This is a genomic window from Nocardia sp. NPDC051787, assembly GCF_040681325.1.
GTDB lineage: Bacteria > Actinomycetota > Actinomycetes > Mycobacteriales > Mycobacteriaceae > Nocardia.
On record NZ_JBFAYO010000025.1, the window covers coordinates 1 to 25,690 of the forward strand.

At 66.1% G+C, this 25,690-nt stretch carries 24 protein-coding genes and 2 pseudogenes; 11 read left to right on the forward strand and 15 right to left on the reverse strand.

What is annotated here, in order from left to right:
* Positions 1-80: 80 nt before the first annotated feature.
* The gene (locus AB0M45_RS24105) at positions 81-218 is read right to left on the reverse strand and encodes a hypothetical protein (protein ID WP_364333301.1); all 138 of its coding nucleotides are present in this window, start codon (positions 216-218) and stop codon (positions 81-83) included.
* 194 nt (positions 219-412) lie between these two features.
* Between AB0M45_RS24105 and AB0M45_RS24110 the strand changes: the two genes are divergently transcribed.
* Together AB0M45_RS24110 and AB0M45_RS24115 are read left to right on the forward strand one after the other, a co-directional pair.
* On the forward strand, positions 413-1,567 hold the full coding sequence (locus AB0M45_RS24110) for a helix-turn-helix transcriptional regulator (protein ID WP_364333304.1): 1,155 nt from the start codon (positions 413-415) through the stop codon (positions 1,565-1,567).
* A complete protein-coding gene (locus AB0M45_RS24115; RefSeq protein ID WP_364333307.1) occupies positions 1,564-2,163 on the forward strand; it encodes a GNAT family N-acetyltransferase in 600 nt (199 codons plus the stop codon). The genes AB0M45_RS24110 and AB0M45_RS24115 overlap by 4 nt, the downstream gene beginning before the upstream one ends.
* 174 nt (positions 2,164-2,337) lie before the next feature.
* Here the strand turns inward: AB0M45_RS24115 and AB0M45_RS24120 are convergent, their stop codons facing one another.
* Entirely contained in the window at positions 2,338-4,173 is a 1,836-nt protein-coding gene (locus AB0M45_RS24120; RefSeq protein WP_364333310.1) for an acyl-CoA dehydrogenase, read from the reverse strand.
* Positions 4,174-4,396: 223 nt separating this feature from the next.
* Positions 4,397-5,623: a helix-turn-helix domain-containing protein gene (locus tag AB0M45_RS24125; protein ID WP_364333313.1), complete on the reverse strand. Its 1,227-nt coding sequence runs from the start codon at positions 5,621-5,623 to the stop codon at positions 4,397-4,399.
* A gap of 954 nt (positions 5,624-6,577) precedes the next feature.
* On the opposite strand from AB0M45_RS24125, the gene AB0M45_RS24130 reads away from it, so the two are divergent.
* Together AB0M45_RS24130 and AB0M45_RS24135 are read left to right on the forward strand one after the other, a co-directional pair.
* On the forward strand, positions 6,578-7,411 hold the full coding sequence (locus AB0M45_RS24130) for an alpha/beta hydrolase (RefSeq protein ID WP_364333316.1): 834 nt from the start codon (positions 6,578-6,580) through the stop codon (positions 7,409-7,411).
* Positions 7,412-7,688: 277 nt separating this feature from the next.
* Positions 7,689-8,078, forward strand: coding sequence for an NUDIX domain-containing protein (locus tag AB0M45_RS24135; protein WP_364333319.1), 390 nt, complete (start codon positions 7,689-7,691; stop codon positions 8,076-8,078).
* A gap of 100 nt (positions 8,079-8,178) precedes the next feature.
* Here the strand turns inward: AB0M45_RS24135 and AB0M45_RS24140 are convergent, their stop codons facing one another.
* Both AB0M45_RS24140 and AB0M45_RS24145 read right to left on the reverse strand, forming a co-directional pair.
* A complete protein-coding gene (locus AB0M45_RS24140; RefSeq protein WP_364333558.1) occupies positions 8,179-8,490 on the reverse strand; it encodes an integrase core domain-containing protein in 312 nt (103 codons plus the stop codon).
* Positions 8,491-8,513: 23 nt separating this feature from the next.
* Positions 8,514-9,134: pseudogene (locus AB0M45_RS24145) on the reverse strand (IS3 family transposase); the annotation flags it as partial.
* Between the two features lie 112 nt (positions 9,135-9,246).
* On the opposite strand from AB0M45_RS24145, the gene AB0M45_RS24150 reads away from it, so the two are divergent.
* Complete coding sequence (locus AB0M45_RS24150; protein WP_364333322.1) at positions 9,247-10,371, forward strand: IS30 family transposase; 1,125 nt, start codon at positions 9,247-9,249, stop codon at positions 10,369-10,371.
* On the opposite strand, the gene AB0M45_RS24155 is transcribed toward AB0M45_RS24150, so the two are convergent.
* The 8 genes from AB0M45_RS24155 to AB0M45_RS24190 all read right to left on the reverse strand — a co-directional run bounded on the left by AB0M45_RS24155 (position 10,304) and on the right by AB0M45_RS24190 (position 19,728).
* The gene (locus AB0M45_RS24155; RefSeq protein ID WP_364333325.1) at positions 10,304-10,483 is read right to left on the reverse strand and encodes a Tn3 family transposase; all 180 of its coding nucleotides are present in this window, start codon (positions 10,481-10,483) and stop codon (positions 10,304-10,306) included. The genes AB0M45_RS24150 and AB0M45_RS24155 overlap by 68 nt on opposite strands.
* A 45-nt stretch (positions 10,484-10,528) precedes the next feature.
* Entirely contained in the window at positions 10,529-12,040 is a 1,512-nt protein-coding gene (locus AB0M45_RS24160; protein WP_364333328.1) for a hypothetical protein, read from the reverse strand.
* Between the two features lie 202 nt (positions 12,041-12,242).
* Entirely contained in the window at positions 12,243-12,962 is a 720-nt protein-coding gene (locus tag AB0M45_RS24165) for a recombinase family protein (RefSeq protein WP_364333331.1), read from the reverse strand.
* Positions 12,963-13,028: 66 nt separating this feature from the next.
* Complete coding sequence (locus AB0M45_RS24170; RefSeq protein WP_364333334.1) at positions 13,029-13,838, reverse strand: AAA family ATPase; 810 nt, start codon at positions 13,836-13,838, stop codon at positions 13,029-13,031.
* A gap of 2 nt (positions 13,839-13,840) precedes the next feature.
* Complete coding sequence (locus AB0M45_RS24175) at positions 13,841-15,043, reverse strand: Mu transposase C-terminal domain-containing protein (RefSeq protein WP_364333337.1); 1,203 nt, start codon at positions 15,041-15,043, stop codon at positions 13,841-13,843.
* Positions 15,044-15,262: 219 nt separating this feature from the next.
* Positions 15,263-15,847, reverse strand: coding sequence for a recombinase family protein (locus tag AB0M45_RS24180; protein WP_364333340.1), 585 nt, complete (start codon positions 15,845-15,847; stop codon positions 15,263-15,265).
* Between the two features lie 226 nt (positions 15,848-16,073).
* Positions 16,074-18,104, reverse strand: coding sequence for a polyprenyl synthetase family protein (locus tag AB0M45_RS24185; RefSeq protein WP_364333343.1), 2,031 nt, complete (start codon positions 18,102-18,104; stop codon positions 16,074-16,076).
* 247 nt (positions 18,105-18,351) lie between these two features.
* Positions 18,352-19,728, reverse strand: coding sequence for a pentapeptide repeat-containing protein (locus AB0M45_RS24190; protein WP_364333346.1), 1,377 nt, complete (start codon positions 19,726-19,728; stop codon positions 18,352-18,354).
* 121 nt (positions 19,729-19,849) lie between these two features.
* On the opposite strand from AB0M45_RS24190, the gene AB0M45_RS24195 reads away from it, so the two are divergent.
* From AB0M45_RS24195 to AB0M45_RS24205, 3 genes and pseudogenes are all read left to right on the forward strand, one after another.
* On the forward strand, positions 19,850-20,125 hold the full coding sequence (locus AB0M45_RS24195) for a transposase (RefSeq protein ID WP_364333349.1): 276 nt from the start codon (positions 19,850-19,852) through the stop codon (positions 20,123-20,125).
* A 68-nt stretch (positions 20,126-20,193) separates the two neighbouring features.
* Positions 20,194-20,385 (forward strand): IS3 family transposase, encoded by a 192-nt coding sequence (locus AB0M45_RS24200; protein ID WP_364333561.1) that lies wholly within the window; start codon positions 20,194-20,196, stop codon positions 20,383-20,385.
* Positions 20,343-20,978, forward strand: a pseudogene (locus AB0M45_RS24205) (IS3 family transposase); the annotation flags it as partial. The gene AB0M45_RS24200 and the pseudogene AB0M45_RS24205, both read left to right, overlap by 43 nt.
* A gap of 73 nt (positions 20,979-21,051) precedes the next feature.
* Here the strand turns inward: AB0M45_RS24205 and AB0M45_RS24210 are convergent.
* On the reverse strand, positions 21,052-21,711 hold the full coding sequence (locus AB0M45_RS24210; protein ID WP_364333352.1) for a uridine kinase: 660 nt from the start codon (positions 21,709-21,711) through the stop codon (positions 21,052-21,054).
* A gap of 322 nt (positions 21,712-22,033) precedes the next feature.
* Between AB0M45_RS24210 and AB0M45_RS24215 the strand changes: the two genes are divergently transcribed.
* The 3 genes from AB0M45_RS24215 to gndA all read left to right on the forward strand — a co-directional run bounded on the left by AB0M45_RS24215 (position 22,034) and on the right by gndA (position 25,260).
* On the forward strand, positions 22,034-22,441 hold the full coding sequence (locus AB0M45_RS24215) for a YciI family protein (RefSeq protein ID WP_364333355.1): 408 nt from the start codon (positions 22,034-22,036) through the stop codon (positions 22,439-22,441).
* Positions 22,441-23,610 carry a DUF6596 domain-containing protein gene (locus tag AB0M45_RS24220; protein WP_364333564.1) on the forward strand — a complete coding sequence of 390 codons (1,170 nt, stop codon included), beginning with the start codon at positions 22,441-22,443 and terminating at the stop codon, positions 23,608-23,610. The genes AB0M45_RS24215 and AB0M45_RS24220 overlap by 1 nt, the downstream gene beginning before the upstream one ends.
* Positions 23,611-23,814: 204 nt before the next feature.
* A complete protein-coding gene (gene gndA, locus AB0M45_RS24225) occupies positions 23,815-25,260 on the forward strand; it encodes an NADP-dependent phosphogluconate dehydrogenase (protein WP_364333358.1) in 1,446 nt (481 codons plus the stop codon).
* A gap of 96 nt (positions 25,261-25,356) precedes the next feature.
* Here the strand turns inward: gndA and AB0M45_RS24230 are convergent, their stop codons facing one another.
* Positions 25,357-25,677 (reverse strand): hypothetical protein, encoded by a 321-nt coding sequence (locus tag AB0M45_RS24230; protein ID WP_364333361.1) that lies wholly within the window; start codon positions 25,675-25,677, stop codon positions 25,357-25,359.
* Between the last annotated feature and the right edge of the window lie 13 nt (positions 25,678-25,690).

Consider the following 25,690-nt stretch of genomic DNA (forward strand, 5'->3'; position numbering starts at 1 on the left):
AGGAGGGCGTCCAGGTCGTTCGTCACACAATGATCTTCGACGCCCTCCGTCCATGTCCGGACAACGCCGGGACTTCGGACTTACTCGTCTAGGCGTTCCATGCCCGCGTCGTCGCCGCTGATGTCGATAGGGTCGTGCCGATGGAGGGCGCCGGTGATCAGCCAAGCGACCAGGACTACTGATCCGATGACGACGATGACTGTGAGTTCCGCGGGCATCTCGATACCCCTGTGCGCTTTGTGTTCCGTTGATGTAGGTACCCGCGCCGCTGACCCGATGAGAGGCACAGCATCAACCCGGTGGCGCGGCTCCTCCAGCCTCTCCGTGCTCGACATGTAATCCCAGGCACAAGACACCCACGGAAGTAATACGCTTGCGACGCCATGTATTGCAGGCGCGGACAGGGGTGAGCATGATCGTCAGCAAATGGACAAAGGTAGAGGTCAAAGCACTTCGCTTGGCAGCTCTACGGCTGACCCAAGAGCAGTTCGCCGAAAAGATCGGCTTCAAGGTGGAGACGATCCGCAAGTGGGAGCGCGCCACCAAAGAACGGCCGGTACGTGGTGAGTCTGCGGAGTCGCTGGATACCGAACTCGCCCGGCTCACCGACCAGCAGCGCGCCCGCTTCCGCGCCGAGGACGTGCGCGCGGCCACGACGCCGCTCACTCGCCAGCTCACCACCGACACGGCGGACGAAAACCTGATCATGGGTGAGCAAAGCAGCGCGCTGGAAATCGAGGTTGATGTGAAGCGACGCGAATTCGGAATGCTATTGGGCGCTGTGTTCATGGCGGCGAGCCGTGACGCCGATGCCCCAATCCGCATCGGTATCGCCGACGCGCGGCGGCTCAGTGATTTCGCCGCTTACCTCGGACGCCAGGAACAGGACATCGGCGGCGTGGCGCTCGTGGAAACCGCCGTGCAAGCGCTCGAAACCGCGAAGCACATGCTCGACGCGTGCGCGTTCTCCAAGCAGACGGGACGCGCATTCATGAGTGCCACGGGAGAACTCGCGACCATCGCCGGGTGGATGGCCTACGACTCTGAGCTGTACCCGCTCGCTCGCCGATGCTACGCAGACGCGTTCAGCTTAGCGAACCAGGCGGGCGACGATCCGCTGACCGCCCATGTGTGCATGAATACCGCATTGCTCGCGGTCTCCCGTCAACACACGGGGGAGGCAAACCCGCATCGCGCGCTCAGTCTCGCCAGCCGCGCCCGAGAACTCACGCGTGGCCACGCTCCTGGTCGTATCCACGCCCTCATCGCCACTCGCGAGGCACAAGCCCACGGAGTTCTCGGCGACCGGACAGCGTTCGGTAAAGCGATTGCGACAGCATGGCGAGAATTCGACTTTGCTGCGGGCTGGGCGACAGCGCTGGCCGAGATCGGCGACATCGGTACTGCTATCGAACAAGGAATATCGGTCCTCGTAGACCTGGAAGGTTCCGTGTCCTCCACTCGCACCCTGCGGAGCCTTGAATCGGTCCGTGCCGCCTCCGAAGGCCGATCCGAGGAGTTCACCAACCGATTCGATGAACTGGCAGGAAAGGTGGTCACCGCATGAGCTCCTACCAGTCCGCGCAGATTGAGGGTATCGACTTCCAGCACTACACCGCCGCGCAGGCGCGCCAACTCCGCGAGGAAGTCGAACGCATCTTCCGGGACTCCTACGTCGACGCGATCGAATCCGGCGAAGAGTTCGAATCCCCTGAGGCTTTCATGCACCGGTTCGACGCATACACCGATCCCGCCCGCGCCGGCGCGTTCGAGTTGGTGATTGCCCGCATCGACGGTGAACCCTGCGGCCAGGCGTGGGGCTGGCCGCTTACCGCCAAGACTGGGTGGTGGTCCGGGCTGCAACTCGATGAAGGCGACCAGACGGAGTTCACCGCCGAGAACGGTTCCCGCACATTCGCATTGAGCGAAATCATGGTCCGCAAGCCATTCACCGGCAGGGGCATCGCGCGCGCCCTGCACGATGAACTGCTCGCTGCCCGCCCAGAGCAACGCGCGACACTGCTCGTCCGCCCCGACAATCAGGGCGCATACGACAACTATCGAAGATGGGGCTGGTACCGGGTCAGTGTACTGCGCCCATCCTGGCCCGACGCCCCACAGTTCGATGTGTTGATGCGCGAGCTTCCAGTCGACGAGGGGTAGCGGTCGCGGCCGGAAACGCAAGGGGATCGCCGATGGCTGACTTGTTCAGCGCACTCCGACCTCAGCTCGGACCAAGGCCACAGCAGTGGCGTTGCCGGACAGGACAACACCACTGCTGTGCTGGTGGTTCTATTACCGAGACGGATGCTCCGGCGATAGGCGCACCCCGGTGTGTCAGAACGCGGCTTCGTCGAGTTCCATCACACTGGTGTCGACATCGGAGATGACCGACCATTCGGCGCTGAGGTGCGGCAGGACGGTCTTGGCGAAGAAGGACGCGACCGCGACCTTGCCTTGGTAGAACGCCCGGTCCTGCTCATCGAGGCCGGCATCGAGTGCGGCGAGGGAGATCTCGGCGGCGACGATCAGTCGCCACGCGACCAGCAGGTCGCCGACGGCGAGCAGGAACCGCACCGAGTTGAGCCCGATCTTGTACAGTTCGGCGGGTTGTTCCTGCGCGGCGAGCAGGTGCTGGGTGAACCGACCCGCCATGTCCTGGACGTCTTCGAGCGCGGTGGCCAGCAGCACCTTCTCGGCCTTCAGGCGGCCGTTGCCGGTGGGGGAGTCCGCCGTCTCGCGGATCTTTCCGGCCACGTGGGCCAGCGCGTCGCCGCGGTCGCGGGCGATCTTGCGGAAGAAGAAGTCCTGCGCCTGGATGGCGGTGGTGCCCTCGTACAGCGAGTCGATCTTCGCGTCCCGGATGTACTGCTCGATCGGGTAGTCCTGCAGGAAGCCGGAACCACCCAGGGTCTGCAACGACTCGGTCAGGTACTGGTAGGCCCGCTCGGAACCGACACCCTTGACGATCGGCAGCAGCAGGTCGTTGACGCGGGCGGCCAGGTCGGCGTCGGCGCCCGAGATGTGCTGGGCCACCACGTCGTTCTGGTGTCCGGCGGTGTAGAGGTAGATCGCGCGCAGGCCCTCGGCGTACGCCTTCTGCATCATCAGCGACCGGCGCACGTCGGGGTGGTGGGTGATGGCCACGCGAGGCGCGGCCTTGTCGGTCATCCGGGTCAGGTCGGCGCCCTGCACGCGGGCCTTGGCGTATTCGAGCGCGTTCAGGTAGCCGGTGGACAGGGTGGCGATGGCTTTGGTGCCCACCATCATGCGGGCTTCCTCGATCACGTGGAACATCTGCGCGATGCCGTTGTGCACCTCGCCGACCAGCCAGCCCTTGGCCGGCGTGCCGTGGCCGCCGAAGGTGACCTCGCAGGTGGCCGAGGCTTTGAGGCCCATCTTGTGCTCGACGTTGGTGACGAAAGCGCCGTTGCGCTCACCGAGCTCACCGGTCTGGTGGTCGAAGTGGAACTTCGGCACGAAGAACAGCGACAGGCCCTTGGTGCCCGGTCCCGCCCCCTCGGGGCGGGCCAGCACCAAGTGCATGATGTTCGGGAACAGGTCGTCGGCGTCGGCGGAGGTGATGAAGCGCTTCACGCCCTCGATGTGCCAGGAGCCGTCTTCCTGCTCGATCGCCTTGGTGCGGCCTGCGCCCACGTCGGAACCGGCGTCGGGCTCGGTGAGCACCATGGTGGCGCCCCAGCCCTGCTCGGCCATGAATTCGGCCCAGCGCTGCTGCTGTTCGGTGCCGAGGCCGTGCATGATGTGGGCCATTGTCGGACCGGTCAGGTACATGTAGGCCGCCGGCTGCGCGCCGAGGACGAACTCGGTGATCGCCCAGCTGACCATCGCGGGGGCTGGTACGCCGCCGATCGCCTCGGCCTTGCCGACGCGCCACCAGTCGGCGTCGTACCAAGCGCGCACCGCCTTCTTGAACGATTCCGGCAGGCTCACCGAGTGGGTGGCGGGATCGAAAACCGGGGGGTTGCGATCGGTTTCGGCGTACGGTTCGGCAACCGGTCCTTCGGCCAGGCGCGCCGCCTCGCTCAGCATCGATCGCACGGTGTCGCCGTCCAGGTCACCGAATGCTCCTGATTGCAGGATGGCGTCGAGTCCGTATACCTCGAACAGGTTGAACTCGAGATCGCGCACGTTGCTCTTGTAATGGCTCACGGGCCAAATGCCTTTCGAGAAACCAGCCGCTATATCGGCGAGGGATGCGGTAGGGCGCACGCACAGGTGATCACCCACGGCACACTGTGCGGCACGGATGACTCGAACGCAATCTCATGTTAATGACCACTAAGTCAATGGTCGAACGGCCGATTGCATTTAATCCGCTGCTAGCGCACGATTGGGCGGAGATAAGTTAACCGTTACTAAGTGGCGCGCATCACTACCCGGTAACTCGGCCGCGGACCGGCGCCGATTCGATCCCCTCGCCGATCGCCACCAGAACGTCGACGAGATCGGCCCGCCGCCGGAAGCGTGGATTGCGGACAGCATCGATGACCACGGTGACCACGGCGCGAATCAGCACCCGCGCGGCCGGAGGCGCCAACTCGGGCCGGACGGTCTGCAACATGCGGCCCCACTGGACGATGCAGTCCAGGCGCACCCGGCGGTAGCGCTGCACCGCGTCGACGGGAAGATGCCTGGTCTCGCTGACCGTGATGGCCAGCAGATCGGGCTCGTCGGCGCCCAACTGGGCGAAACTGCGCATGAGTGATCGCATGGACCCCTCGGCGCTTCCGCCCTCGGCGATCGCCCGGGCCAGCAGCAGGCGAAGCCATTCATCCTGCCGCTGGACGATCTGGTCCAGGAGCTCGGCTTTGCTGGAAAAGTGGTGGTACAACGCGGGCCCGGTGACACCCACCGCCGCGCCGATGTCCTCGATGCCGACGGCGGCATAGCCGCGGGTGCTGAACAGCCGAGCCGCCTCGGCGAGCATTCGCTCCGATCGCAGCGCCCGGTCGAGTTCCGTGTTGCCGGTGTCCGAACGCGCCGGTCGGGTCGGCGCCCGACCATCCGGATACTCGGGCAATGGGGTGGAGATCACGGCCGCGATGGCGGCGTCGAGCACCTCCGCGGCGGCGGGCGCGGGCAACTCGGCGCGGTGATACGACGGACTCACCGCGACCGACAGCACGCACCAGCTCAGCAGCTCGACGTCGGCGGTGCTCAGCTCCGGACGGCGCGCGCGGATCGTCTGCCGGAGGTATCGGGTGATCCGCGAGGCACGGACCAGCACAGCGGACTTGTCGGCGGAGGTCAGATTGCGAAACTCCAGCTGCCACAGCCTCGGCAGTCCGCGCAGCTCGAGCGCCACCCGCACCAGTTCGGCCAGTACCGCGGCACCGGACTTGTCGGCGCGGTACGCGGCATCCAGCCGGTTCAGGGTGTCGTCGAGCCCCACCAGCAGGCATTGTCCCAGCAGCTGCTGCTTGTTGCGGAAATGCCGGTACAGCGCCGTCGCGGAGATGCCGACCTTCGCCGCGATGTCGGCCATCGACGTCCCGTGATAGCCGCTGTGCGCGAAGGCGTCGACCGCGGCGTTCAGGATCATCGCCCGCCGGTTCGACGGTCTCGACTGTGGCTGTCTGCCGTTCCGCTTCGTACTCATCGCGCACAGTGTCGCGTATCGAACGTGCGGCAACGACGTCGGCCGTTGCCGCGCGGCGAGCCAACCTCGGTTGCCCCGCACCGCAGCCATTATGTTGCCGCCGAGTCATGAAGAGTTGGTCGATTCGCTACGTGTAGTGGGTACTTACGCACTGGGTTCCGGTAATGATCACCCAGGACCCAGTGGATCGATTCGGAGGAACCGACGAATGCGGAACGGTTTGCGCTCTCGCCGCCCGGTCAGGCGACTGTCACTCGGAGTGGCCGGGGTGCTCGCCGTCGTGGGTGCTGTCGCGGGCTGCGAGACGAACGACAGCTCCGGTTCGAAGGCGTCGTCGACCAGCGCTGCGCAGCCGACGACGCCGACCGCGGCAGCGCAGACCTTCGCCGAACTCGCGACTCGACCGTGTTCTGCCCTGGATGCCAAGGACACCGAGCGATTCCAGGTCACCGTCGCCGGTTACGAAATACCGGGAATTCCGAACGGATGCTTCTGGATGACAAAGGATTTCGGCATCGGATTCCATCCGCATCCATCATCCGACCGGACGTCATTTGTGCCACCGAGAGCCAGGCGCGACGCAGATCACCGTCGACGGGCGGCGAGCAGTGCGGGTCCCGGAGTCCCGCTCCGACGGCAGGAACGGCGGCTGCAAGACCGAGGTAGCCGTCGACTCGGGAGGATCGTTTTCCGTCGAGATCACCGTCCCGGCCGGTGTACACGGCGGCACCACGCTCGACACCTGCGCAATCGGGATCGACGTCGTCCGCGCGATACTCTCGCATCTCCGCTGAACAGCGCCCGCAGGGAGTTCGGCGTCCCGGTCGATCTGGCAAATCTCGGGGTCACCGGTCTCGACGGGTGTACGTTGGTCAACCGTGATCACTGCCGCTTCTGGCACCGAGAAGCAGCAGGTCTTGGACTATTGTCGCCGTTACCGACACGCTGGAGGACATGATCAGCACAACCAGCCGGGCAGCAGAATTCGACGTGTCGGAGGGCGCCTTGGCGCATGGGCTCCCATACCTCGCGATCGGGTCCGGCCGGCCGCTGCTGTTGTTGCGATGGTTCACGCCCGATCACGCCAATCCGACCGGCTGGATGCGCACGTCGGAGATCAAGACCCTGGCACCGCTCGCCCGCCACTTCCGCGTCTACGCGGTGGGTCGCGCGCCGGGCATGGCGGTTGGAACCACCATGGCCGAGATCGCCGCCCAGCACGCCGAGGCGATCCGAGCCGAGTTCGGTTCCGCAGTCGACGTGCTCGGAGTCTCTTCCGGCGGCTCGGTGGCCTTGCAGCTCGCCGCCGATCACCCGGACGTGGTGCGGAAGCTGGTCATCGCCGCCTCGGGCGACACCCTTCCCCCGGCCGCCAGACGAGCCCAGATGAGCTACGCGAATGCCGTCGCGGCCGGACGCCGCGGGCTGCACCACACCGCACCGGTCATGGTCCGGTCCCGCACTCTGGCCCGCCTGATGGGCGCGGCCCTGTGGTTGGTGGACCCAGTGGTCCGGCCCGAGAATCCGACCGACACCGTGGCATTCCTGCACGCTGAAGACTCGTTCGATATCGGCGCCCGGCTCGGCGAGATCACCGTGCCCACGTTGGTGGTCGGCGGCGACCGCGACGCCTTCTATCCCGTCGAGACGTTCCGCCGAACCGCAGACGGAATCCCGAACGCGCAGTTGACCATCTATCCCGGAATCAGCCACCTGGGCGTCGTCAAACAGAAGCGATTCACCCAGGACATCATCTCGTTCATCAACGCCACAGATCCGCAATCCTGACAACACCCACTCCGCAACGCCCGTCACCGTTCCGCGGCGGCACCATCGCCGGGTACGGTTGTGCGGCTACCTTCGGTTGTGACTTGCAGGGATATGTGGCGGCTTCTTCGCATGGTCAGGTGACGCAAATGTGGCTCGTCGATGAGGCTGTGGCACGGTAGTCTTCGGCAGCGCCGTGGGGTCGTGGAGGTTATGGGTATGAGTTTCAGGTTGGCGGCCTACGCCGTATGCATCGAGGAGGGGCAGGTGCTGCTCGCCCGGCATATACCGGCCAGCGGTGAGACCAACTGGACTCTTTCCGGGTGGCAAGGTCGAGCACGCGGAGGGCCCGTTCGACGCAGTGACCCGGGAACTCGCTGAAGAAACCGGCTACCAAGGAATCGTCGAACGCCTGCTCGGCGTGGACTCGAGGGTGATCTCCGCTGCGGCCTCGTACGCGGGGGCCGAGCACCAGAATGTCGGGATTTTCTACCGAGTCCGTATCACCGGCGGCCAACTCCGCCCTGAACCCAACGGTGCGACCACCGAGCCGACCTGGACCCCGATCTCCAACGTCGGCCGCCTGCGCCGGTCCTCGCTCGTGGACATCGGGCTCGCTCTGGCTCGGACGCTTCCGGTAACCGGTCATGTCGCGGCCGTACCAGTCGGTGGTTTGGTCCAGCACTGAGGCGCGAGGCGTCTGGCCATAAGTGGCGGTATTTCACGTTGTCACGTGGCACCGATGACGAGGGTACTGCGGGTGAACCGACCCGCTTTTCTTGCCGGCTTCATGGTTGAGTAATCGCCGGCCGGGTTGGCCGTTGTTGAGCGTAGTAGGCGGCCTCGTACTCCTCGGGCGGGACATGCCCGAGCAGGCTGTGCAGCCGCCGGTTGTTGTACCAGTCGACCCATTCCATCGTGGCGTACTCGACATCGTCGGCAGTGCGCAGCGGCCCGGTGAGAAACGGGCTGCCCGCTGCGACGGCCTCGGTTTTGAATAGCCCGATCGTCGATTCCGCGAGGGCGTTGTCGAACGCGTCGCCGATGCTGCCGATCGATGCTGCAATCTCTTCTGCTGCAAGGGTTTCAGCGAACGCGATCGAAGTATACTGCCCTGGGTGCCGCGGTCGCTGTGATGGATCAGCTCATCGTCCACGGGACGCTCGTCGTGGTCACGCCGCCACAGCGCCATCCGCAGCGCCGTGGTGACCAGCGCGGTGTCCTTTACCGTCGCCGCATGCCAGCCCACGATGAACCGGGAGAAGCAGTCGATCACGAACGCCACGTATACGAATCCCGTCCAGGTGGGCACATATGTAAAGTCGGTGACCCACTTGCGATTTGGCTGTGTGGCAGTGAAGTCGCGGTCGAGCAGGTCCGGAGCGCGGCGATGATTGCGGCCCGTGCCCGCGATCGTGGTGCGATGCTTACCGCCGCGGACCACACCGTTGCGGCCATCGTCGCGCATGAGCCGGTCGACGGTCTTGATCGACACCCGATGCCCCTCACGTTGCAGATGGCGCGTCATCTTGCGGCGCCCGTACAAGCCCTCCGGCGTGCCCTCGGTGGCCTTGAGCGCATCGGTGAGATACGCGTCGGTGACCGCACGGTCCGACGGCGGCGCGGTGCGCCAGTTCCGGTACGTGCGCCCGGCGATCTGCACGCCCTGCTCGGACAGGACGGCACAGATCGACTCGACCCGGTGCCCCTTTGCACGTTCGGAATCGATGAACTGGCAGATCAACGGTGTCGCGGGTCGAGCTCCCGCGCGAAGAAAATCGACTTAGATTCAAGGGGTCAGTGCAACGGTGCAGGTGAAGGGCAAGTGGTTCGTGGCAAGGGTTGGGCGGCCGGGTATGTCGGATGCGACGAAGGCCGAGTTGTGGCGAAGGTGGCGTGGCGGAGAATCCATCAGCGTCATCTCCCGGGCGCTGGGCAAGCCACCGGGATCGGTATTCACCGTGCTGAAACACCACGGTGGAATTGCACCAGCAGTCCGGGCTGCTCGCACTGGACATCTCACCGTCGAGGATCGGGAGGTCATCTCCCGTGGCCTGAGTGCCGGTTTGTCGTTTCGCGCGATCGCCGAAACGCTCGATCGCGCGCCTTCAACGGTGAGCCGAGAGGTCGCCCGCAACGGTGGCCGTGATGCTTATCGCGCTGTCGCAGCTCAGGAGCGCGCCGAGGACCAGCGGCAGCGCCCGAAGCCCAGCCTGCTGGCGCAAAACGACCGGCTCCGACGGCTGGTGATCGAGTTACTCGATCAGGAGTGGTCACCCGAACAGATCGTCGGGCGGCTGCGTCTGGACCACCCCGACGACCCGGAGATGACCGTCAGCCACGAGACGATCTACCGGGCGATCTACACCAGCCGCTGGAAGCTGATTCCCAAGCCGATGAGCAAGAAACTGCGGACAGGCCGCCCGATCCGAAAGAACAAGCGGCACAGCGTGAAAGGACAATGGCGCTCGCAAATCATCGGTGCCCGACCGATCAGCGACCGCCCCGCCGACGCCGAGGATCGCAGCGTGACCGGGCATCTCGAGGGCGACATGGTCGTCGGGCCCACAACCAGCCAGGTCGCCACGCTCGTCGACCGCAAGACCCGGTATCTGACCGTGGTCAAGCTCGCCGACCGCCGCACCGAAACCGTCGTCGAAGCCCTGATCGATCGCTACGCGACGATGCCGGCCATGCTGCGCCGCACCTTGACCTGGGACCGTGGGATGGAGCTGGCCAATCACCAAACACTCAGTGCCGCAACGGGAGTCGATGTCTATTTCGCTGCTCCACGCAGTCCGTGGCAGCGCGGAACGAACGAGAACACCAACAAACTGCTGCGCCAGTACCTACCGAAAGGCACCGACATCGGCCCATACAGCCAGGACCAGCTCAACGCGATCGCCGACAGGCTCAACGATCGGCCACGCAAGTGTCTCGGCTACCGAACCCCAGCCGAGTGTGTTGCGTTGACAGTCTGAATCTAAGGGTCGCGCCATGGGTGTCGGTCGCATGCTCGGTGATCGGCAGATCCTTGGCGTTGCCCAGGATCTCATCCAGCACGTAGGGCGCTTCGCGCCGCGTGACGATCACTTCGATGAGGTTGATCGGCTCGGAGTGAGTGGATCGGGGATCGGGTTATGGGCGGGTGATCTCGGTGGCGTGGAGGTTGCGCAGGACGCCGTCGCCGGCCTCCTGTTGGGATGGGTAGAGCAGTTGCACGGCGACGGTCAGGGGTGTGCCGGGTTCGATGGTGTGGGTGTCGTCTGGTGTGGCGATGACGACCGATCCGTCGGTGCCGTCTTTGATGACGTGGTACCACTGGGTCTGCTGGGGATTGATGCGGGTTCGTGGCGGGACGTCGAAACCGATCTCCCACCACACCACCCGCTGCTCGTGGGCGGCCAGAGTGAGGTCGTAGCTGATGACCCACCCCTTCGCGTCCTCGGGCCAGGTCTGGGGCCACTGTCCGACGATCACCGGCGTGACGGTGACCGGAGGCCGATCGACCTCGGTGGTGACCGATCCGGAGTGCCGTTCGGCGGTGTTGGCGCGTGAGGGTGAGGTGATGAGGCTGGTGCAGGTGAGTCGGCCCTCGAATTGGGGGTCGATGGTGCCGGTCAGGGTGATGGTCGCTTTGCTGCCCTTGGGCAGGTCGATCGGCATGTGCAGGCCGTCGCGGACAGAACCGGCGCCGCAGACGGCTCCGTTCTCGGTCTGGCAGCTCAGTTCCAGATCGGTCAGCTCTGTCGGGACCGTGGCGTCGAGCACGGCGTCGGGTGCGTCGTTGGGGCCGAGGTTCTGCACGCCGATGGTGTAGGTGATCCGGTGTCCCGATTGCGCGGTCTGCGGGCCGCTGATTACCAGGGGCATTTCCGCGGGCAGGGTCACCTTCAGGTTCTTGATCCGGTGGTGGGCGGTCGCGGCGCCGGTTCCGGCGGCGAAGCCCAGTTTGAAGGTCTCGGGCACACGCGGTTGACCGTCGGCTCCGGCGAGATCGAAGTTGTCGATCAGCAGGGTGCCGTTGGGGTTGGTTTTGTCGGCGTGGCGAACGGTCAGCCGCCCGCCGATGACGGAGACCTGGATGTGGGCGCCGCGCTCCCAATCCGCGCGGAATCCGCCCGGCACCGCAACGCCGGTGAGCCAGCCGAACCCCTCCCGCAGACTGCCTGCTCCGCGCACCCCCAAGGTCTTGGGCCGTTGCGCGCCGCCTCCGGTACCGGCCAATGGTGTGGCGAAGTTGCCGTAGTTGTCGAAGCCGACGCCGACGAATCCGGCGGTGACTCCCGGCGCGACGATCTGCCCGGAATCGGACTTGGTGACGGAGTAGCCGAGGGCGGCGCCGAGACCGCCGGGCTGGGTGGTGTGCGCGCCGTCGATCAGATAGACGCTGAAGCCGTCGCCGAGGTTGGCTGCTCCCTCGCAGGAGTAGTCGAAGTCGATGGTGACTCCGAGGGTGGAGGAGAACGCCTGATCGAGGAACGCCGTCCCGGCCTGGGAGTTGGCGTTGGGGGTGAGTTCCAGGCTGCCGTCGTGCAGCCGTGCGCTGCCCAGCAGTTGCCAGTGCGGGTTGGTCACGGTGTCGTGGGTGAACGATTCGACGATCGGGAACTGTGCCTGCTGGATGGTGACCGGTGCATACGTTGTCATAGTCGAGCCCTCCTTGGCCGGATGTGCCCTGCGATGAGCGAGTGCGCCATGCGGATCGACTCCGCCGCGGATCCGGCGAAGCCCCTGTCTACTGATGCAGCTCGTGGCCGAGCAGCCGCGGGCCGCACCGTCGACCGTAGGAACATCCGGGCGCGACCGATTCACCTCTTTCGAGTGAACCGGGAGGGGCGCCCACCAGCACCTACGCCGTCGCGTCGCGTCGCGAGGCCAGCTGGGACTCGGCGACATCCGGCATCGGGCGGTCCTCACCGGCCGCCAGCTGCTTGCCGAGTTCGGGCACGTACTTGTAGATCGTGCTGCGTGAGACGCCCAGCAGCCGGGCGACCGAGGAGACAGTCTCTTCCGGTCGCGTGAGGATGGCGCGGGCCTGGCGGATCTGCTCGACGGTCATGGCTGGTGGCCGGCCGAGGCGTTGCCCGCGGTCGCGGGCGGCGTCCAGGCCTTCGTGGGTGCCTTGGACGATCAGCTCGCGGATGAAATCCGCCAGGGCGGCGAAGACGTGGAACACCAGGCGGCCACCGGGAGTGGTCGTGTCCAAAGCTTCGTGCAGCGACCGGAACCCGATGCCGCGCTTGCGCAGTCCGGCGACGATCGAAATCAGGTCTTGCAGGGATCGGCCGAGCCGGTCCAGCGACGGCACGACGAGGGTGTCGCCGGGGCGCATGTACTCCAGGCACTTCCGCAGTTCCGCGCGTTCGGCGTCCTTGCCCGATTTCTTGTCGGTGTAGATCTTCTGGCATCCCGCCGCGGTGAGCGCGTGGATCTGGCGGTCGAGGTTCTGGTCCTTGGTGGAGACTCGGCCGTAGCCGATGAGCGCGCCGCCTCCGCCGATCGGGTCGAGGGCGTCCCCGTCGAGGGTGAGCGGTGAGGGGATGTCGAGATCGCGTGTCGGCGTTGCCATGCCTGTGACTCGCGGTGGAAAGTGGCGGTGTTTTCGCGCCGTCAAGTGGCGCATCGGTGACTGCGTTCAGGTGGTGCCGATGACGAGGGTGATGCGGGCGGTTTCGACGACGTCGGCGGTGATGGTGTGGAGTTCGTTGATTTTCATGATGCGGTGGATTTGGGCGAACAGGCGTTGCAAGAGGCGGAAGTTGCCGCCGGTGATGCGGGCGACGGCGGCGACGGCTTGGGCGTCGGTGAAGTCGTCGGGGTCCAGGTCGAGGCCGAGTTTGTGCCAGTGCCGGGTCAGGACGAAGGTGAGTTCTTCGCCGGTCAGGGGCCGGTAGCGGTGGGCGAAGCCGACGCGGCTGTAGAGCTGCGGGTAGCGGGAGAAGGTTTTCTCGATGCCGGGCATCCCGATGAACAGCAGGCCGTGGTCGCCGCGGTCGTACTGGTCGCGTAGGTGCTCGATGGCGGTGGCGGTCAGGCGTTCGGATTCGTCGATGACGAGCAGTTCGATGTAGTCGGCCGTCCGGTGCTCACGGACACCGACGTTGATGTGCTGGTCGATGCAGATGTTGACCCGGTTGTAGAGCAGTTTGAGATCGTCGCGCAGTTCCCGCAGGGTCGCGGCGACGGTGGGGGTGTAGAACACGGTGCGCGAGCGGGTCAGCGCGGCGTAGATGTCTTTGTCGGAGTCCTCGCGGGGACCCCAGGTGCGCAGCAGGTGTCCTGCTTTGTCCCAGCGGGCGTATCGGGAGGCGGACAGGGTTTTCCCGATTCCGGCTGCGCCGTAGCAGATTCCGATGGTCCGGTCGCGTCTGACGGTGTCGGCGAACTCGACGAACCGGCGGTGTTCCTTGGTGGCGATGAACGGCCAGTTCCGCGGCGGCGGCATGATCAGTCCTCCTGATAGGCGCGCAGCCGCGGCCCCTGTGGGAGTATCGGGGCCGGTTCCGGCGGCGCGGGTGCCGGTGCGGGGAGGTAGTCGGTCACCACGGGGATGCGTTCGTTGATCTGCGCGCGGAGCCGATGCCGGTAGGCTCGGCGGGCGGCCTGGATCTCCTTGAGCCCGATGGTCTCGCCGGTGTGGTCGGGGCTGACGGCCTTGCACAGAAACCGGTTCTTGTGGAAGACCCGGATCTCGGTGATGTCGCGTGGGTCGTAGCGGACGGTGACTGGTTCGCGGACATAGGCGGCCAGGGTGGGATGCAGGTAGCGCAGGCCCTGAAAATGGATGCCGTCGCGGTGCACGACGCGGGGTGTGGCGAGGGTGACCAGCAGCAGATCGAGCTGTTCCAGATCCTCGGGCATGCGCGGCAGCCACCCGTCCGCGACCCAGGCCTGCTGTGGTGAGACGCCGATCTCGGAGTGGGTGCGCGGGTGGTAGACGCCGGTGAGGAACCGGCCGATCGCCTCGTCGAGCTGACGCAGCGACAGCGTCGGCGCGGTGACGGGTTTGCCGCGCACGAGGTGGCCGGGCAGCTCGGTGAGCAGTTCGGTGTTGATACTGCCGAACAGCCGCTCCACCTTCCCACGGCCCTGGGGCCGGGCCACGGTCGAGTGCACGATCTGAAACTTCAGATCGGCCGCGACCTGGGCGAGGTGCTCGCTGATGAAGTCGCTGCCGTGGTCGACGTAGAGAATCTCGGGGATCCCGCACATCGGCCACGCCGGATCGGGCTTGGTCCAGATCGCCTGCCGCAACGCCAGCGACGTGTTCATCGCTGACGGCGCGCCGAGGTTCACGGTGTAGCCGGGCACCGCGCGGGAGCAGTCGTCGAGTACCACGGTCAGCCAGGGGCGCCGGTGTTTGCCGGTCTCGACGATGAGGATGTCGAGCTGGGTGTGATCGGCCTGCCACATCGCGTTTGGGCGCTCGGCGCGGCGCCGGTACACCAGCTCGTAGGTGTCACGGAAAGCCGCGGCACCGTCGTGCGCCAGGGTGAGCATCGCCGGGTCGAGACCGGTGACAATGGAGCGGACGGTGGTGTAGGACACCGGAACCCACCCCCGCTCGGCGGCGACGCGGGCTGCCCGGCGGGTGATCGTCGCCAGCGACGGACGTGGCCGCCGCAAAGCCATGCCCTCGATCAGCCGCACCAGCTCCGGGTCGGTGCGCCGGCCGGTGGATCGGCGCCGGTCCGGTGCCAGCCCGGCCAGGCAGCGGTGCTGGTGAGCGGCACATCGTCTTCGAGGTGAGGCCGCAGCACCGCGAACCGGCTCATCGCCTGCCGCCGGTCGGTTTCGCTCAACCCGGTCAGCCCGCTATCCGCCACAGCTCACCCACTTCCACGCGCACGCGAACTCGCGTGCGCTGTGTCACATTGTCGCGCCCGAAGCGGACAGATGCCGATAGATCGTGGGACGAGTGACACCGAATTCGGCGGCGATCTGGGCGACGGTGTAGCGGCGCTTGCCGGCCTCGTCGAGTTCGTCGTACATCTGCCGGGCCAGCTGTACCTGCCGCGGGCCGAGTTTGGGTTTCTGGCCGCCGGTACGGCCCCGGGCGCGGGCCGCGGCCAGCCCGTCGCGGGTGCGTTCACTCATCAGGGCGTGCTCGAATTCGGCGATGGAGCCCAGGATCTGGAAGAACATGCGGCCCAGCGCGGTCGAGGTGTCGATCTTCTGGTCGAGCACCACCAGATCCACCCCCCGCCCTTCGAGGGTCCTCGACAGGTCGATGAGGTGTTCGAGGGAGCGACCGAGCCGGTCGAGTTTGGTGACCACCAGCTGATCACCGGCACGGTTGGCCGACAGCAGCGCCTTGTCCAGTTCCGGCCGGGTCGCGAGCTTGCCGGAAGCCTTGTCGACAAAGATCTTCTCGCATCCGGCCGTGGTCAACGCGTCGTGTTGTGCTTCGGGGTGCTGATCGCGCGTCGAGACGCGCCCGTAGCCGATTCGCATGAGCCGGAAGCGTATCGGCAACCCCCGACAGGTCGACATTGCCGCGTACACGGCATGCGTTACAGATCTGGCCTGCGGAAACGATCAGCGGCACAGGGTGTCTCACCAACGTTCGTTGGCGAGACATCACCTGAACAGATACCCCGGCCCGCAAACTGGCTCGCCGGGTCCGGACCAACGAGGTCCGAGGAGAGCGGAGCAGTGAAAATGGGTCGTCTGCAGGGGTTTACGGTCCGGCAGGAACCGGGTCGGCGGCCGGGTAGTGGTAGACCTCACGGCGCAAGCGTTCCAAGTCCGGCGCTGCGGTATTCCAGTTCTGCGTGTACCGATCGGCGTCACGCGCCGTGAAGACCACGTTCCTCATGTTCTCGTAGACCGACAGGTACTCCTTCCTTCGCCCGGAGAGGCCGGGAAGCACGCGGATGAGGGCGGGAAGGTAGCGGATCACTGCGTCGATCTGGGAGCGTTTCTCGGTCATCTCACGCTGGACCTGCTCGATGGCTTCGCCGCGGGTGCATCCGGTCTCGTGACAGATCGCCCTGACCAGGTTGTAGGGGACATGGTCGGCTTCATCGCGATCCAATGACACCAGATCGTTCTCCGCCCAGGCCACTCGGAAGAAGAGGTCCTCGAGACGGCGGATCACCGGGTGGTTCCGCAGTGTCGACGGCGGCTCCCAGTCCTGGTACACCTCCACCACGGCGACAGCGATGTCGAATCCACCGGTCGAGTTCCGCAGCGGTAGCCATTCGGCCGTGGTGGGGATGTAGCGGTTGATGCGATGGTGCGCTTCGCGTTCGCAGGCTTCGAACCACGCCTCGACGTTGTCGAGGAACCGCTGCTGCCACTCGAGGGTGCGGCCCTCGCGCAGACGCGGCCACACACTCGCCCACGCCGCCGCGATCGCGGCGGACCGCGACGGAGTCTGCGGATCCTGGCGCAGCACAGCCACCAGCCCACGCCGCAGCGCGGTGACCGCTTCCGGATCGGTCAGCCGCGGATCCTCGAACAGGTCATCCCACACGGCCATCAGCGTGCCCATGCCGACGACGGCCTGTTCACGGGCCGCGTCCACCGGGGCCGAGACATTCGCCGGAACCAAGAACTGCGTCGACCCCCGGAACACTCCTGACCATCGGTGGTTGTGGTCGAACTCGGCCGGGGAGGCGACGAGGCCGGTGTCGACCATCCAGTTCCGCAGCCATGACATGGCCTGCGGCGAGAACACCTCGCTCTCGCCCTCCGGTGGCTGTGTCGAGGGCCCGGAAACGACCGGGCGGGAAGTTCGCCGATCGAGTACCGATCGGGCATAACCGGTCATCGCGTGGCGAACGCGAGGATCGACGGGCAGACCGGCAAGCTGATCGGCAGCCTGGTCGACGAAGTCGTCGGCAACCGCCTGCGCCTCGCCCACGGCACCCGAGGCGAGTACGAGCTCACGGGCACGCGTAGCGTCTTCGCGCGTCATTCGCCGACCGAGCAGGCGAGCAAGATCGCGGTCGCGGGCCGCGGCACGGATCACGGGCAGGGTGTAGATGCCCTCGAACAGATCCTGATTGACCGGCTTGCCCATTTCCTCGGCGGTCGAGGTCACATCGAGGATGTCGTCCCACAACTGGTAGGCCAACCCGAAGTATCGACCGAACTCGGCCAACACCTCTACGTGCTCGTCGGAACAGCCGGCCTGCATAGCGCCCACCCGGCACGCAAACGACAGCAACACCGCTGTCTTGCCGTCGATCGCGTCCAGGTAGGACTGCTCACTGCGGGAGGCCACATATTCGTCGGCGGCCTCGAGCACCATGCCCGCGCACATCTGCGCACTCGCGATCGCCCCCGCGGAAACCTCACGATAACCGAGTTCGACCAGCATCTGCGTGCCCGAGGATGTCACGCAGTCCCCCGCCAGTACCGCCATGTGCGAACCCCACACCGCGTTGGTGCTGGGGCGGCCGCGACGCTGATCGGCGTGGTCGATGACGTCGTCGTGATACAGCGATCCCAGATGCAGCAACTCCACCGCGGCAGCCGCGCGCACCGCCCGCTCATCGGCCGGCGCTGCGGGATCGGTGAGCAGGTAGTACGACAGCAGCGTCAACGTCGGGCGCACCAGCCGACGAGCCGTGTCCGGGCCCTCGTCGGTGAGCGCGGTCAGCTCGGGGCGGCCCCGAAACCGCACCGGCCCGAGCACGTCACGGACACGGGCCAGGTCCGCATCCAGATGCGGGAAAACAGCGGAATCGATCGCACGGGACACGCACACGCTCCTCACTGACGGCATCGACCATCGATGCCGTTGATGCAGTAAGAATTTGACACCACAACGCGCAGAAGCGGTTGGTATCACCCAATTTTGACGCCACCACCACAGCCTCTGCGTCGGCTGACCCCTCAGCAGCGCTGTCTCGATCTTCTCGGGGGTTCGCATTCCGGTCGTGAGACACGATCAGGCTGTTTCGAGGTCGACGTGTGACTAGCGACTCGACACTTTCCCTGTTGCGGTACTACGAGGCTGCCACGACCGAGGGCGGCCAGTTCTGCGGTTCGATATTGGCGGGTTTTTGGCTGATGTCCTGGTCCCAGTCGAACCTCGGCGCTGGAGGCCCCCACTGCTTTGGGTCGACGAACACGGTGGTGCCGGAGAAGGTCGCAACGTCGAACAAGGCGCTGCCTGAGAAGGTCACGCCGCTGAACGAGGCGCTGCTGGCGAAGGTCACGTGTACGAACATGGTGGTGCCGGAGAAGATCGCGCTGTCGAACGAGGCGCTGCTGGCGAAGGTTGCGTCTGTGAAGAAGACGTCATTGGAGAAGGTCGCGCCGTCGAACGAGGCGGTGCTGGCGAAGGTTGCGTGGCTGAACACGGCGATGCCGGAGAAGATCGCGCCGTCGAAGTTACCTGTAGAGAAGGTCGCGTTGAGAAACGAAACGTCGCTGGAGAAGGTCGCGCGGTAGAACAAGGCGGTTCCGGAGAAGACCACGAACACAAACGAAGCGCTGCCGGAGAAGGTCGCGCCGTCGAACGAGGCGGTGTTGGAGAAGGTCGCGCCGTCGAACGAGGCGGTGCCGGAGAAGATCGCGTCTGCGAACGAGGTGACGGCGCCGCTGAACGTAGCCTCGCCGAACCGGGCAGAACCCAGGAACTTCGCACGGCTGAAATCAACGTTCTCGAGGTATGCCGTGCGGAAGTCGAAGTCGCTTGTCGACCAGCTGTATTCGGCCGTTGGTCGGAGGTGGTCAGCGATGACACGGACGATGGTCGCTCGGACTTCTCGGTCATTGTGCCGGTATTCGAGATGGCGCTCCTGGTCGTCGGCGCGGGTGCCATCAGCTGTCGCGCGGTGGTGCTTGAGGACTAGCTTGCTCTGGTGGTTGCCACCAAGGTCGGGGCTGTAGGGCAATCGGAGGTACCCGCAGAGGACATCGATGCATTGCTGGCGGCGTAGTCCGTCGGATTCGTCGGCGACGCCGGCCATGGCGTATACCCCGGCGATGCGGACCGCGACGTCGGTCGCGCCGAGTTGTGCGGCTGCGGCTCCGAAGCGTTCGACGAATCGGCTCTGCTCCAGATCACGTTGTCGCCGGTAGGCGATCACCAGCGCGACGACACCGCCGACTCCGGCGACGACAGTCAACGCGACTCGGGTGACGTCGATCTCGGCAGCGGCCTTGGCCGTGTCGACGGGGGTGATCCAGCGTAGGAATCCGTAGGCGACGAACGCGACCCCCAGTCCAGCAAGCAGTGCGAGCGCGACCGCAGGGAACAGCCGTATTCGGCCCGCCCGGCGGCTCAGCGCCGATCGTGAGTCTTTGCTCAATCGCGCGGGCAGCGCAGTCGTTGTCGTACGTATCTGTGCGCCAAGGGCGCTCACCCTCCCGAACATCGCTCGATTATGCTCGACACCACGCCCCGCAACCGAGTACTCAGCACAAGCCGATTGAGGTTGCCCCGGTCTTCCGGACACCAATGGTGAGGCGAGATACTCGCCTCCGAAAGGAGTCTGGATGCCACCAGCACACCCACCGGAGTTCCGTCAGCGTGCGATCGAGTTGGCACGCAGCAGCGACAAGCTGGTCGGTCAGGTCGCGAAGGGTTTGGGGATCTCGGAATCGTGCCTGCGGAACTGGCTGCGACGTGCCGATATCGATGAGGGCGCCCGGGAGGGCGTGACCAGCGCTGAACGCAAGGAACTGGCTGAGTTGCGGCAACTCGAACTGGAGAACGAGGTGCTGCGTAAGGCGGCGGCCTACTTCGCACGGGAGAACGTTCTCCCAAAATAGTGTTCCCGGTGGTCGCGCAACTGGCCGAAGCCGGCATCCCGGTCACGGTTTCATGCCGTGTGCTGGGGGTGTCGACCTCCGGGTACTACGAGTGGAAGCAGCGGGGCGAGTCTGCGCGTGCTCGCGCTGATCGTGAACTCACCGCCACGATCACCGAGGTCCACATCGCGTCGCGTGGTACCTACGGTGCTCCGCGGGTGCATGCCGAACTGCGGCTCGGTCAGCGGATCCGAGTGGTCGCAAACGTGTGGCCCGGCTGATGCGCAGCGCTGGGCTGACCGGAATTTTCCGCCGTCGCCGAGGCTGCACCACACGAGATCCGCAGGCCAGTCCGCACCCGGACCTGGTCAACCGCCGCTTTAGCGCCGATGGTCCGGACCGGTTGTGGTGCATGGACGTGACTGCGCGCCGCACCAGCGAAGGCTGGGTGTACTGCGCCGTCGTCCTCGATGCGTTCTCCCGGCGCATCGTCGGCCGGTCGATTGCAGACCATCTACGCGCCGAACTGGTCTGCGACGCCCTGGACATGGCCCGCTGGCGGCGCAGACCACCGGTTGAACCTGAGCAGTACACCAGCTGGGCGTTCGGGCAGCGCATCCGCGTCGCCGGGCTACTCGGGTCGATGGGATCGATCGGGGACGGTTTCGACAACAGTATGGTCGAGAGTTTCTTCAGCACAATGCAATTGGAATTGCTCAACCGCAAGCAGTGGACGACACGACAGGAACTGGCCAACGCGATCTTCGACTACATCGAAACCTTCTACAGCCCCAGAAGACGACACTCCAAGATCGGAATGCTCAGCCCCGTAGAGTACGAACGAGCCCACACCCCCGCTCACGCAGCCGCGTGAGCATCACACCCAACCCGTCCGGGAAACCGGGGCAACCTCAACACAGGTGACAGTTGTCGAGTGCCGAGCCTCGTCAATGTGCGGAGTGGGCATATTCCGGGGCGATGATGCGCGGCTGGTCGAATCGAGTGTTGTCGATGACGATGTCGGCTCGTGCCCATGGCTGCGACCGCGCGAAGTACAGACGCTGTCCGTCGACGTATCGACGCATCGTCTCGTGCTCGGGGGTCTCGGTGAGGCCATCGCGTTCGGCCATCCGCCGCGCCGTCACCTCGAACGGCACGTCCAGAAAGATTGACATATCCCAGATGTCGACGAGTTCGTCTCGATGGAGGAACAGACCCTCGACCACGACCACGGCGTTGCGCGGTGCGAGACAAGCAGTCGGACGGACGATGGTGTCGGTGCCGGGATCGTAGGAAGCGGTGCGATACCAGCCATCACCGCCGGGCCGTAGCGGATCGAGTGCGTCACGGCGCAGTGCGCGGTAGTTGTAGGAATCGAGCCAGAAGCCCTGTGGTGATCGTCGGCCCCGCGCATGCCGGACCGCGGACGGGTTCAGGAAATCATCGGCGTGCAGCACGATGACGGTCCGAGTGTGAAGCCGCCTCACGAGTTCGGTGGTGAATGTGGTCTTCCCGCTGCCATCGACGCCATCAACGGCGACGAGGGCACGGTCGACTGCAGCGCCTTTCAATATCCGTGCGGCGATCGTCTGGAAAACATCGACCATCGAATAAGTATCGCCGTGCGGGCGCGCTCTGTCGGTGACGCACTCGATGACCCTGAGCGGACAACCGACGAGCCATGTCGAAGCGTTCAGCAGACACTGCACACGGTGCCCCGCGGTGAATCAGTGATCTGAGGCTCGACACAGCCCTCGCCATCCGTGCCATCGAGAACGCGAAAACACCGCCACCTTCGACTGCAAGTCACAACCTTCGGTAGACGAAAAGGTGCAAAAAAGTTCTACGGCGGATGTCGAGAACGTCGTGCCGGCTCCGTCCCAGGGGTGAGCGACCAACTAGGGTCGCAAGTCCCGAAGGGAGAATGTCATGGCCAAGTACCTGCTCCTCAAGCACTACCGAGGCGCCCCGGCGGCAGTCAACGACGTGCCGATGGATCACTGGACGCCCGCCGAGATCGAGGCGCACATGCAGTACATGAACGACTTCGCGGCCCGCCTGGAAGGCAGCGGCGAGTTCGTCGACGGCCAGGCCCTGGCGCCGGAGGGCGCCTGGGTCCGCTACGACGGCGAGGGCAAGCCGCCCGTGACCGACGGCCCGTTCGCGGAGACCAAGGACCTGATCGCCGGCTGGATGATCATCGACGTCGACTCCTACGAGCGCGCCGTCGAGCTGGCCGGCGAGTTGTCCGCGGCGCCCGGCGCGGGTGGCAAGCCGATCCACGAGTGGCTCGAGGTTCGGCCGTTCCTGACCGCTGCGCCGACCGTCACCGAGTGATGGCTGCCGACGCGGTGGACGCGGCCCGGCTGCGGGACTTGATCCCCGGCGTCTTGGCGGCCCTCGTTCACCGCGGGGCGGACTTCGCGACCGCCGAGGATGCCGTCCAGGAGGCACTGGTCCGGGCCGTCGAGTCGTGGCCGAACCAGCGCCCCGACGACCCCAAGGGCTGGCTGATCACCACGGCGTGGCGGTGCTTCGTCGATCTCGCCCGATCCGATGTCGCGCGGCGCCGCCGCGAGCTCCGGGTCTCCGACGAGCCGCCGCCCGGACCGACCACATCGGTGGATGAAACGCTGCAGCTCTACTTCCTGTGCGCGCACCCGAGCCTCAGCCCGGGGTCGGCCGTCGCCCTGACGCTGCGGGCCGTCGGCGGCCTCACCACCCGCCAGATCGCGCAGGCCTACCTCGTGCCCGAAGCGACGATGGCCCAGCGGATCAGCCGGGCCAAACGCACCGTGAGCGACGTCCGGCTGGATCGCGCCGGAGACCTGCGCACCGTACTTCGGGTCCTGTACCTCGTGTTCAACGAGGGATACAGCGGCGATGTCGACCTCGCCGCGGAGGCGATCCGCCTGGCCCGGCAGCTGGCCGCGACCACCGACGACGTAGAGGCCGCGGGACTGCTCGCCCTCTTCCTGCTCCACCACGCCAGACGCCCGGCCCGCACGCGCGCCGACGGCAGCCTCGTGCCGCTGTCCGAGCAGGACCGCGGCCTCTGGCGACGCGACCTGATCGCCGAGGGCGTGGCCGTGCTCCAGGCCGCGCTGGCCCGCGACCGGCTCGGGGAGTACCAGGCGCAGGCCGCGATCGCGGCTCTACACGCCGACGCACAGACCGCCGACGAGACCGACTGGGTACAGATCGTCGAGTGGTACGAGGAACTGGTCCGTCTCACCGACAGCCCGGTGGTGCGGCTCAATCGCGCCGTCGCCGTCGGCGAGGCGGACGGACCGCAGGCCGGGCTCGCCGCCCTCGCCGAACTCGACCCGACGCTCCCGAGGTACACCGCTTCGGCCGCCTACCTCCACGAGCGGGCCGGCGACGTCGCCATGGCGGCGCGGCTCTACGTGGAGGCCGCCGCACAGGCGCAAAACCTCGCCGAGCGCAACCACCTCACGCTCCGGGCGGCCACCCTCCGCCACCGCCTCTCGGGCGAAGGCGGCTGAGCATATCGAGGCCGCGGCATTGCGTGGCCGGGGCGGGTCAGCGTGTTGCCTCCGACCACGAAACCGACGACGGCTCGCTATGCGACACATGCTGGAACCGACGGGGTGGGTAAGGTCTGAGACGTCGTGGAACGGACTCCACGAGGCACCCGCCGAACGGCTTCGCGCGGACCTGCCACACCTGTCGAACGAGAGAGCTGATTGATGCCGACCTCTACAGCACGTGCACAGATCGGGGTCACCGGCCTGGCGGTCATGGGTAGCAACATCGCCCGCAACTTCGCCAAGCACGGCTATACGGTGGCGCTGCACAACCGCAGCATCGCCAAGACCGACGCACTGCTCGAGGCGCACGGCGACGACGGTGATTTCGTGCGCACCGAAACCGTCGAGGAGTTCGTGGCCGCGCTGGAGAAGCCGCGCCGGGTCCTGATCATGGTGAAGGCGGGCGCCGCAACGGATGCCGTCATCGAGGAACTCGCCGCCGCGATGGAGCCCGGTGACATCATCATCGACGGCGGCAACGCGCTCTACACCGACACCATCCGGCGCGAAGCGGCGCTGCGGGAGCGCGGATTGAACTTCGTCGGCGCCGGCATCTCGGGTGGCGAGGAGGGCGCGCTCAACGGCCCGGCGATCATGCCCGGCGGCCCGAAGGAGTCCTACGACTCGCTCGGTCCGCTGCTGGAATCGATCGCGGCGAAAGTCGACGGAACGCCGTGCTGCACCCATATCGGTCCGGACGGTTCCGGGCACTTCGTCAAGATGGTGCACAACGGCATCGAGTACGCCGACATGCAGCTCATCGGCGAGGCCTATCACCTGTTCCGTGACGCGCTCGGCTTCGACGCGAAGCAGATCGCCGACGTGTTCACCCAGTGGAACTCCGGAGACCTGGAAAGCTACCTCGTCGAGATCACGGCCGAGGTGCTCGAGCAGGTGGACGCGAAAACCGGCCGGCCGCTGGTCGATGTCATCGTCGACGCCGCCGAGCAGAAGGGCACCGGCCGCTGGACGGTGAAGTCCGCCCTCGATCTCGGGGTACCGGTGACGGGCATCGCCGAAGCGGTCTTCGCACGGGCGCTGTCGGGTTCGCGCGCGCAGCGCAAAGCGGCAACCGGTCTGGCTTCGGGCTGGTTGGCGGACAAGCCCACCGACGTGGAGCAGTTCACCGAGGACATCCGGCAGGCGCTGTACGCGTCGAAGGTCGTCGCATACGCCCAGGGCTTCGACCAGATCGCCGCGGGGAGCACCGAATACGACTGGAACCTGCGCCCCGGCGACCTCGCGACGATCTGGCGCGGCGGCTGCATCATCCGGGCACGGTTCCTGAACCGGATCAAGGAAGCCTACGACGAGAACCCGGAACTGCCGAGCCTGATCCTCGCGCCCTACTTCCGCGAGGCGATCGAGACCGCGATCGACAGCTGGCGGCGCGTCGTGTCCACCGCGACCCTGCTGGGCATCCCGGTACCGGCGTTCGCGTCGTCGCTGTCCTACTACGACGCCCTGCGTGCCGAGCGCCTGCCCGCCGCGCTCACCCAGGCGCAGCGCGACTTCTTCGGAGCGCACACCTACGAGCGCATCGACGCCGAAGGCAAGTTCCACACGCTCTGGAGCGGCGACCGTAGCGAGGTCTCCGCGGACTGAGTAAGCCCCGGCGTTCCTGTGACGGCAGGTTGTAGCCAGCGCTGCCGTCGACCACGGTCGGTGACCGGACGCGGGCCACGCGGCTGCTGCCGATAACTAGACTTCGTGCACTACGGCACCTGCTCGCACGTCGAGGACCGCCAGCAGGACCATCCGGCACACCGACATATCCGACATGTGTCCACGCAGCGTTATCACGGCGTGGGCCGCGGCTCGCCGGCATTCATGGACGAGATCGACGAACGCCGGGGGCAATGTCCCGTTCTGCGGTGGGGGCTCGCGGAACACGGTGCCGAGTTCGTAGCCGAGTGACCTGGCAGTGTCCCGCAGTCTGTCCTCGCTCGAATGCGAGTCGCGGTCACAGAGCAAATCGTCGCGCAAGTATCCGTAGGCAAGAGGTAGCAGTGCGATTGTCATAGGATGATTCGGT

What these genes read in the sequence shown, in the direction of transcription:
- AB0M45_RS24220 (WP_364333564.1), top strand. Translation starts at nt 22,441, where the DNA reads ATGGCTGCCGACGCGGTGGACGCGGCCCGGCTGCGGGACTTGATCCCC.
- AB0M45_RS24115 (WP_364333307.1), top strand. Translation starts at nt 1,564, where the DNA reads ATGAGCTCCTACCAGTCCGCGCAGATTGAGGGTATCGACTTCCAGCAC.
- AB0M45_RS24125 (WP_364333313.1), bottom strand. Translation starts at nt 5,623, where the DNA reads ATGAGTACGAAGCGGAACGGCAGACAGCCACAGTCGAGACCGTCGAAC.
- AB0M45_RS24230 (WP_364333361.1), bottom strand. Translation starts at nt 25,677, where the DNA reads ATGACAATCGCACTGCTACCTCTTGCCTACGGATACTTGCGCGACGAT.
- AB0M45_RS24130 (WP_364333316.1), top strand. Translation starts at nt 6,578, where the DNA reads ATGATCAGCACAACCAGCCGGGCAGCAGAATTCGACGTGTCGGAGGGC.
- AB0M45_RS24215 (WP_364333355.1), top strand. Translation starts at nt 22,034, where the DNA reads ATGGCCAAGTACCTGCTCCTCAAGCACTACCGAGGCGCCCCGGCGGCA.
- AB0M45_RS24180 (WP_364333340.1), bottom strand. Translation starts at nt 15,847, where the DNA reads ATGCGAATCGGCTACGGGCGCGTCTCGACGCGCGATCAGCACCCCGAA.
- AB0M45_RS24210 (WP_364333352.1), bottom strand. Translation starts at nt 21,711, where the DNA reads ATGGTCGATGTTTTCCAGACGATCGCCGCACGGATATTGAAAGGCGCT.
- AB0M45_RS24110 (WP_364333304.1), top strand. Translation starts at nt 413, where the DNA reads ATGATCGTCAGCAAATGGACAAAGGTAGAGGTCAAAGCACTTCGCTTG.
- AB0M45_RS24170 (WP_364333334.1), bottom strand. Translation starts at nt 13,838, where the DNA reads ATGCCGCCGCCGCGGAACTGGCCGTTCATCGCCACCAAGGAACACCGC.
- AB0M45_RS24160 (WP_364333328.1), bottom strand. Translation starts at nt 12,040, where the DNA reads ATGACAACGTATGCACCGGTCACCATCCAGCAGGCACAGTTCCCGATC.
- AB0M45_RS24150 (WP_364333322.1), top strand. Translation starts at nt 9,247, where the DNA reads ATGTCGGATGCGACGAAGGCCGAGTTGTGGCGAAGGTGGCGTGGCGGA.
- AB0M45_RS24190 (WP_364333346.1), bottom strand. Translation starts at nt 19,728, where the DNA reads ATGTTCGGGAGGGTGAGCGCCCTTGGCGCACAGATACGTACGACAACG.
- AB0M45_RS24165 (WP_364333331.1), bottom strand. Translation starts at nt 12,962, where the DNA reads ATGGCAACGCCGACACGCGATCTCGACATCCCCTCACCGCTCACCCTC.
- AB0M45_RS24195 (WP_364333349.1), top strand. Translation starts at nt 19,850, where the DNA reads ATGCCACCAGCACACCCACCGGAGTTCCGTCAGCGTGCGATCGAGTTG.
- AB0M45_RS24105 (WP_364333301.1), bottom strand. Translation starts at nt 218, where the DNA reads ATGCCCGCGGAACTCACAGTCATCGTCGTCATCGGATCAGTAGTCCTG.
- gndA (WP_364333358.1), top strand. Translation starts at nt 23,815, where the DNA reads ATGCCGACCTCTACAGCACGTGCACAGATCGGGGTCACCGGCCTGGCG.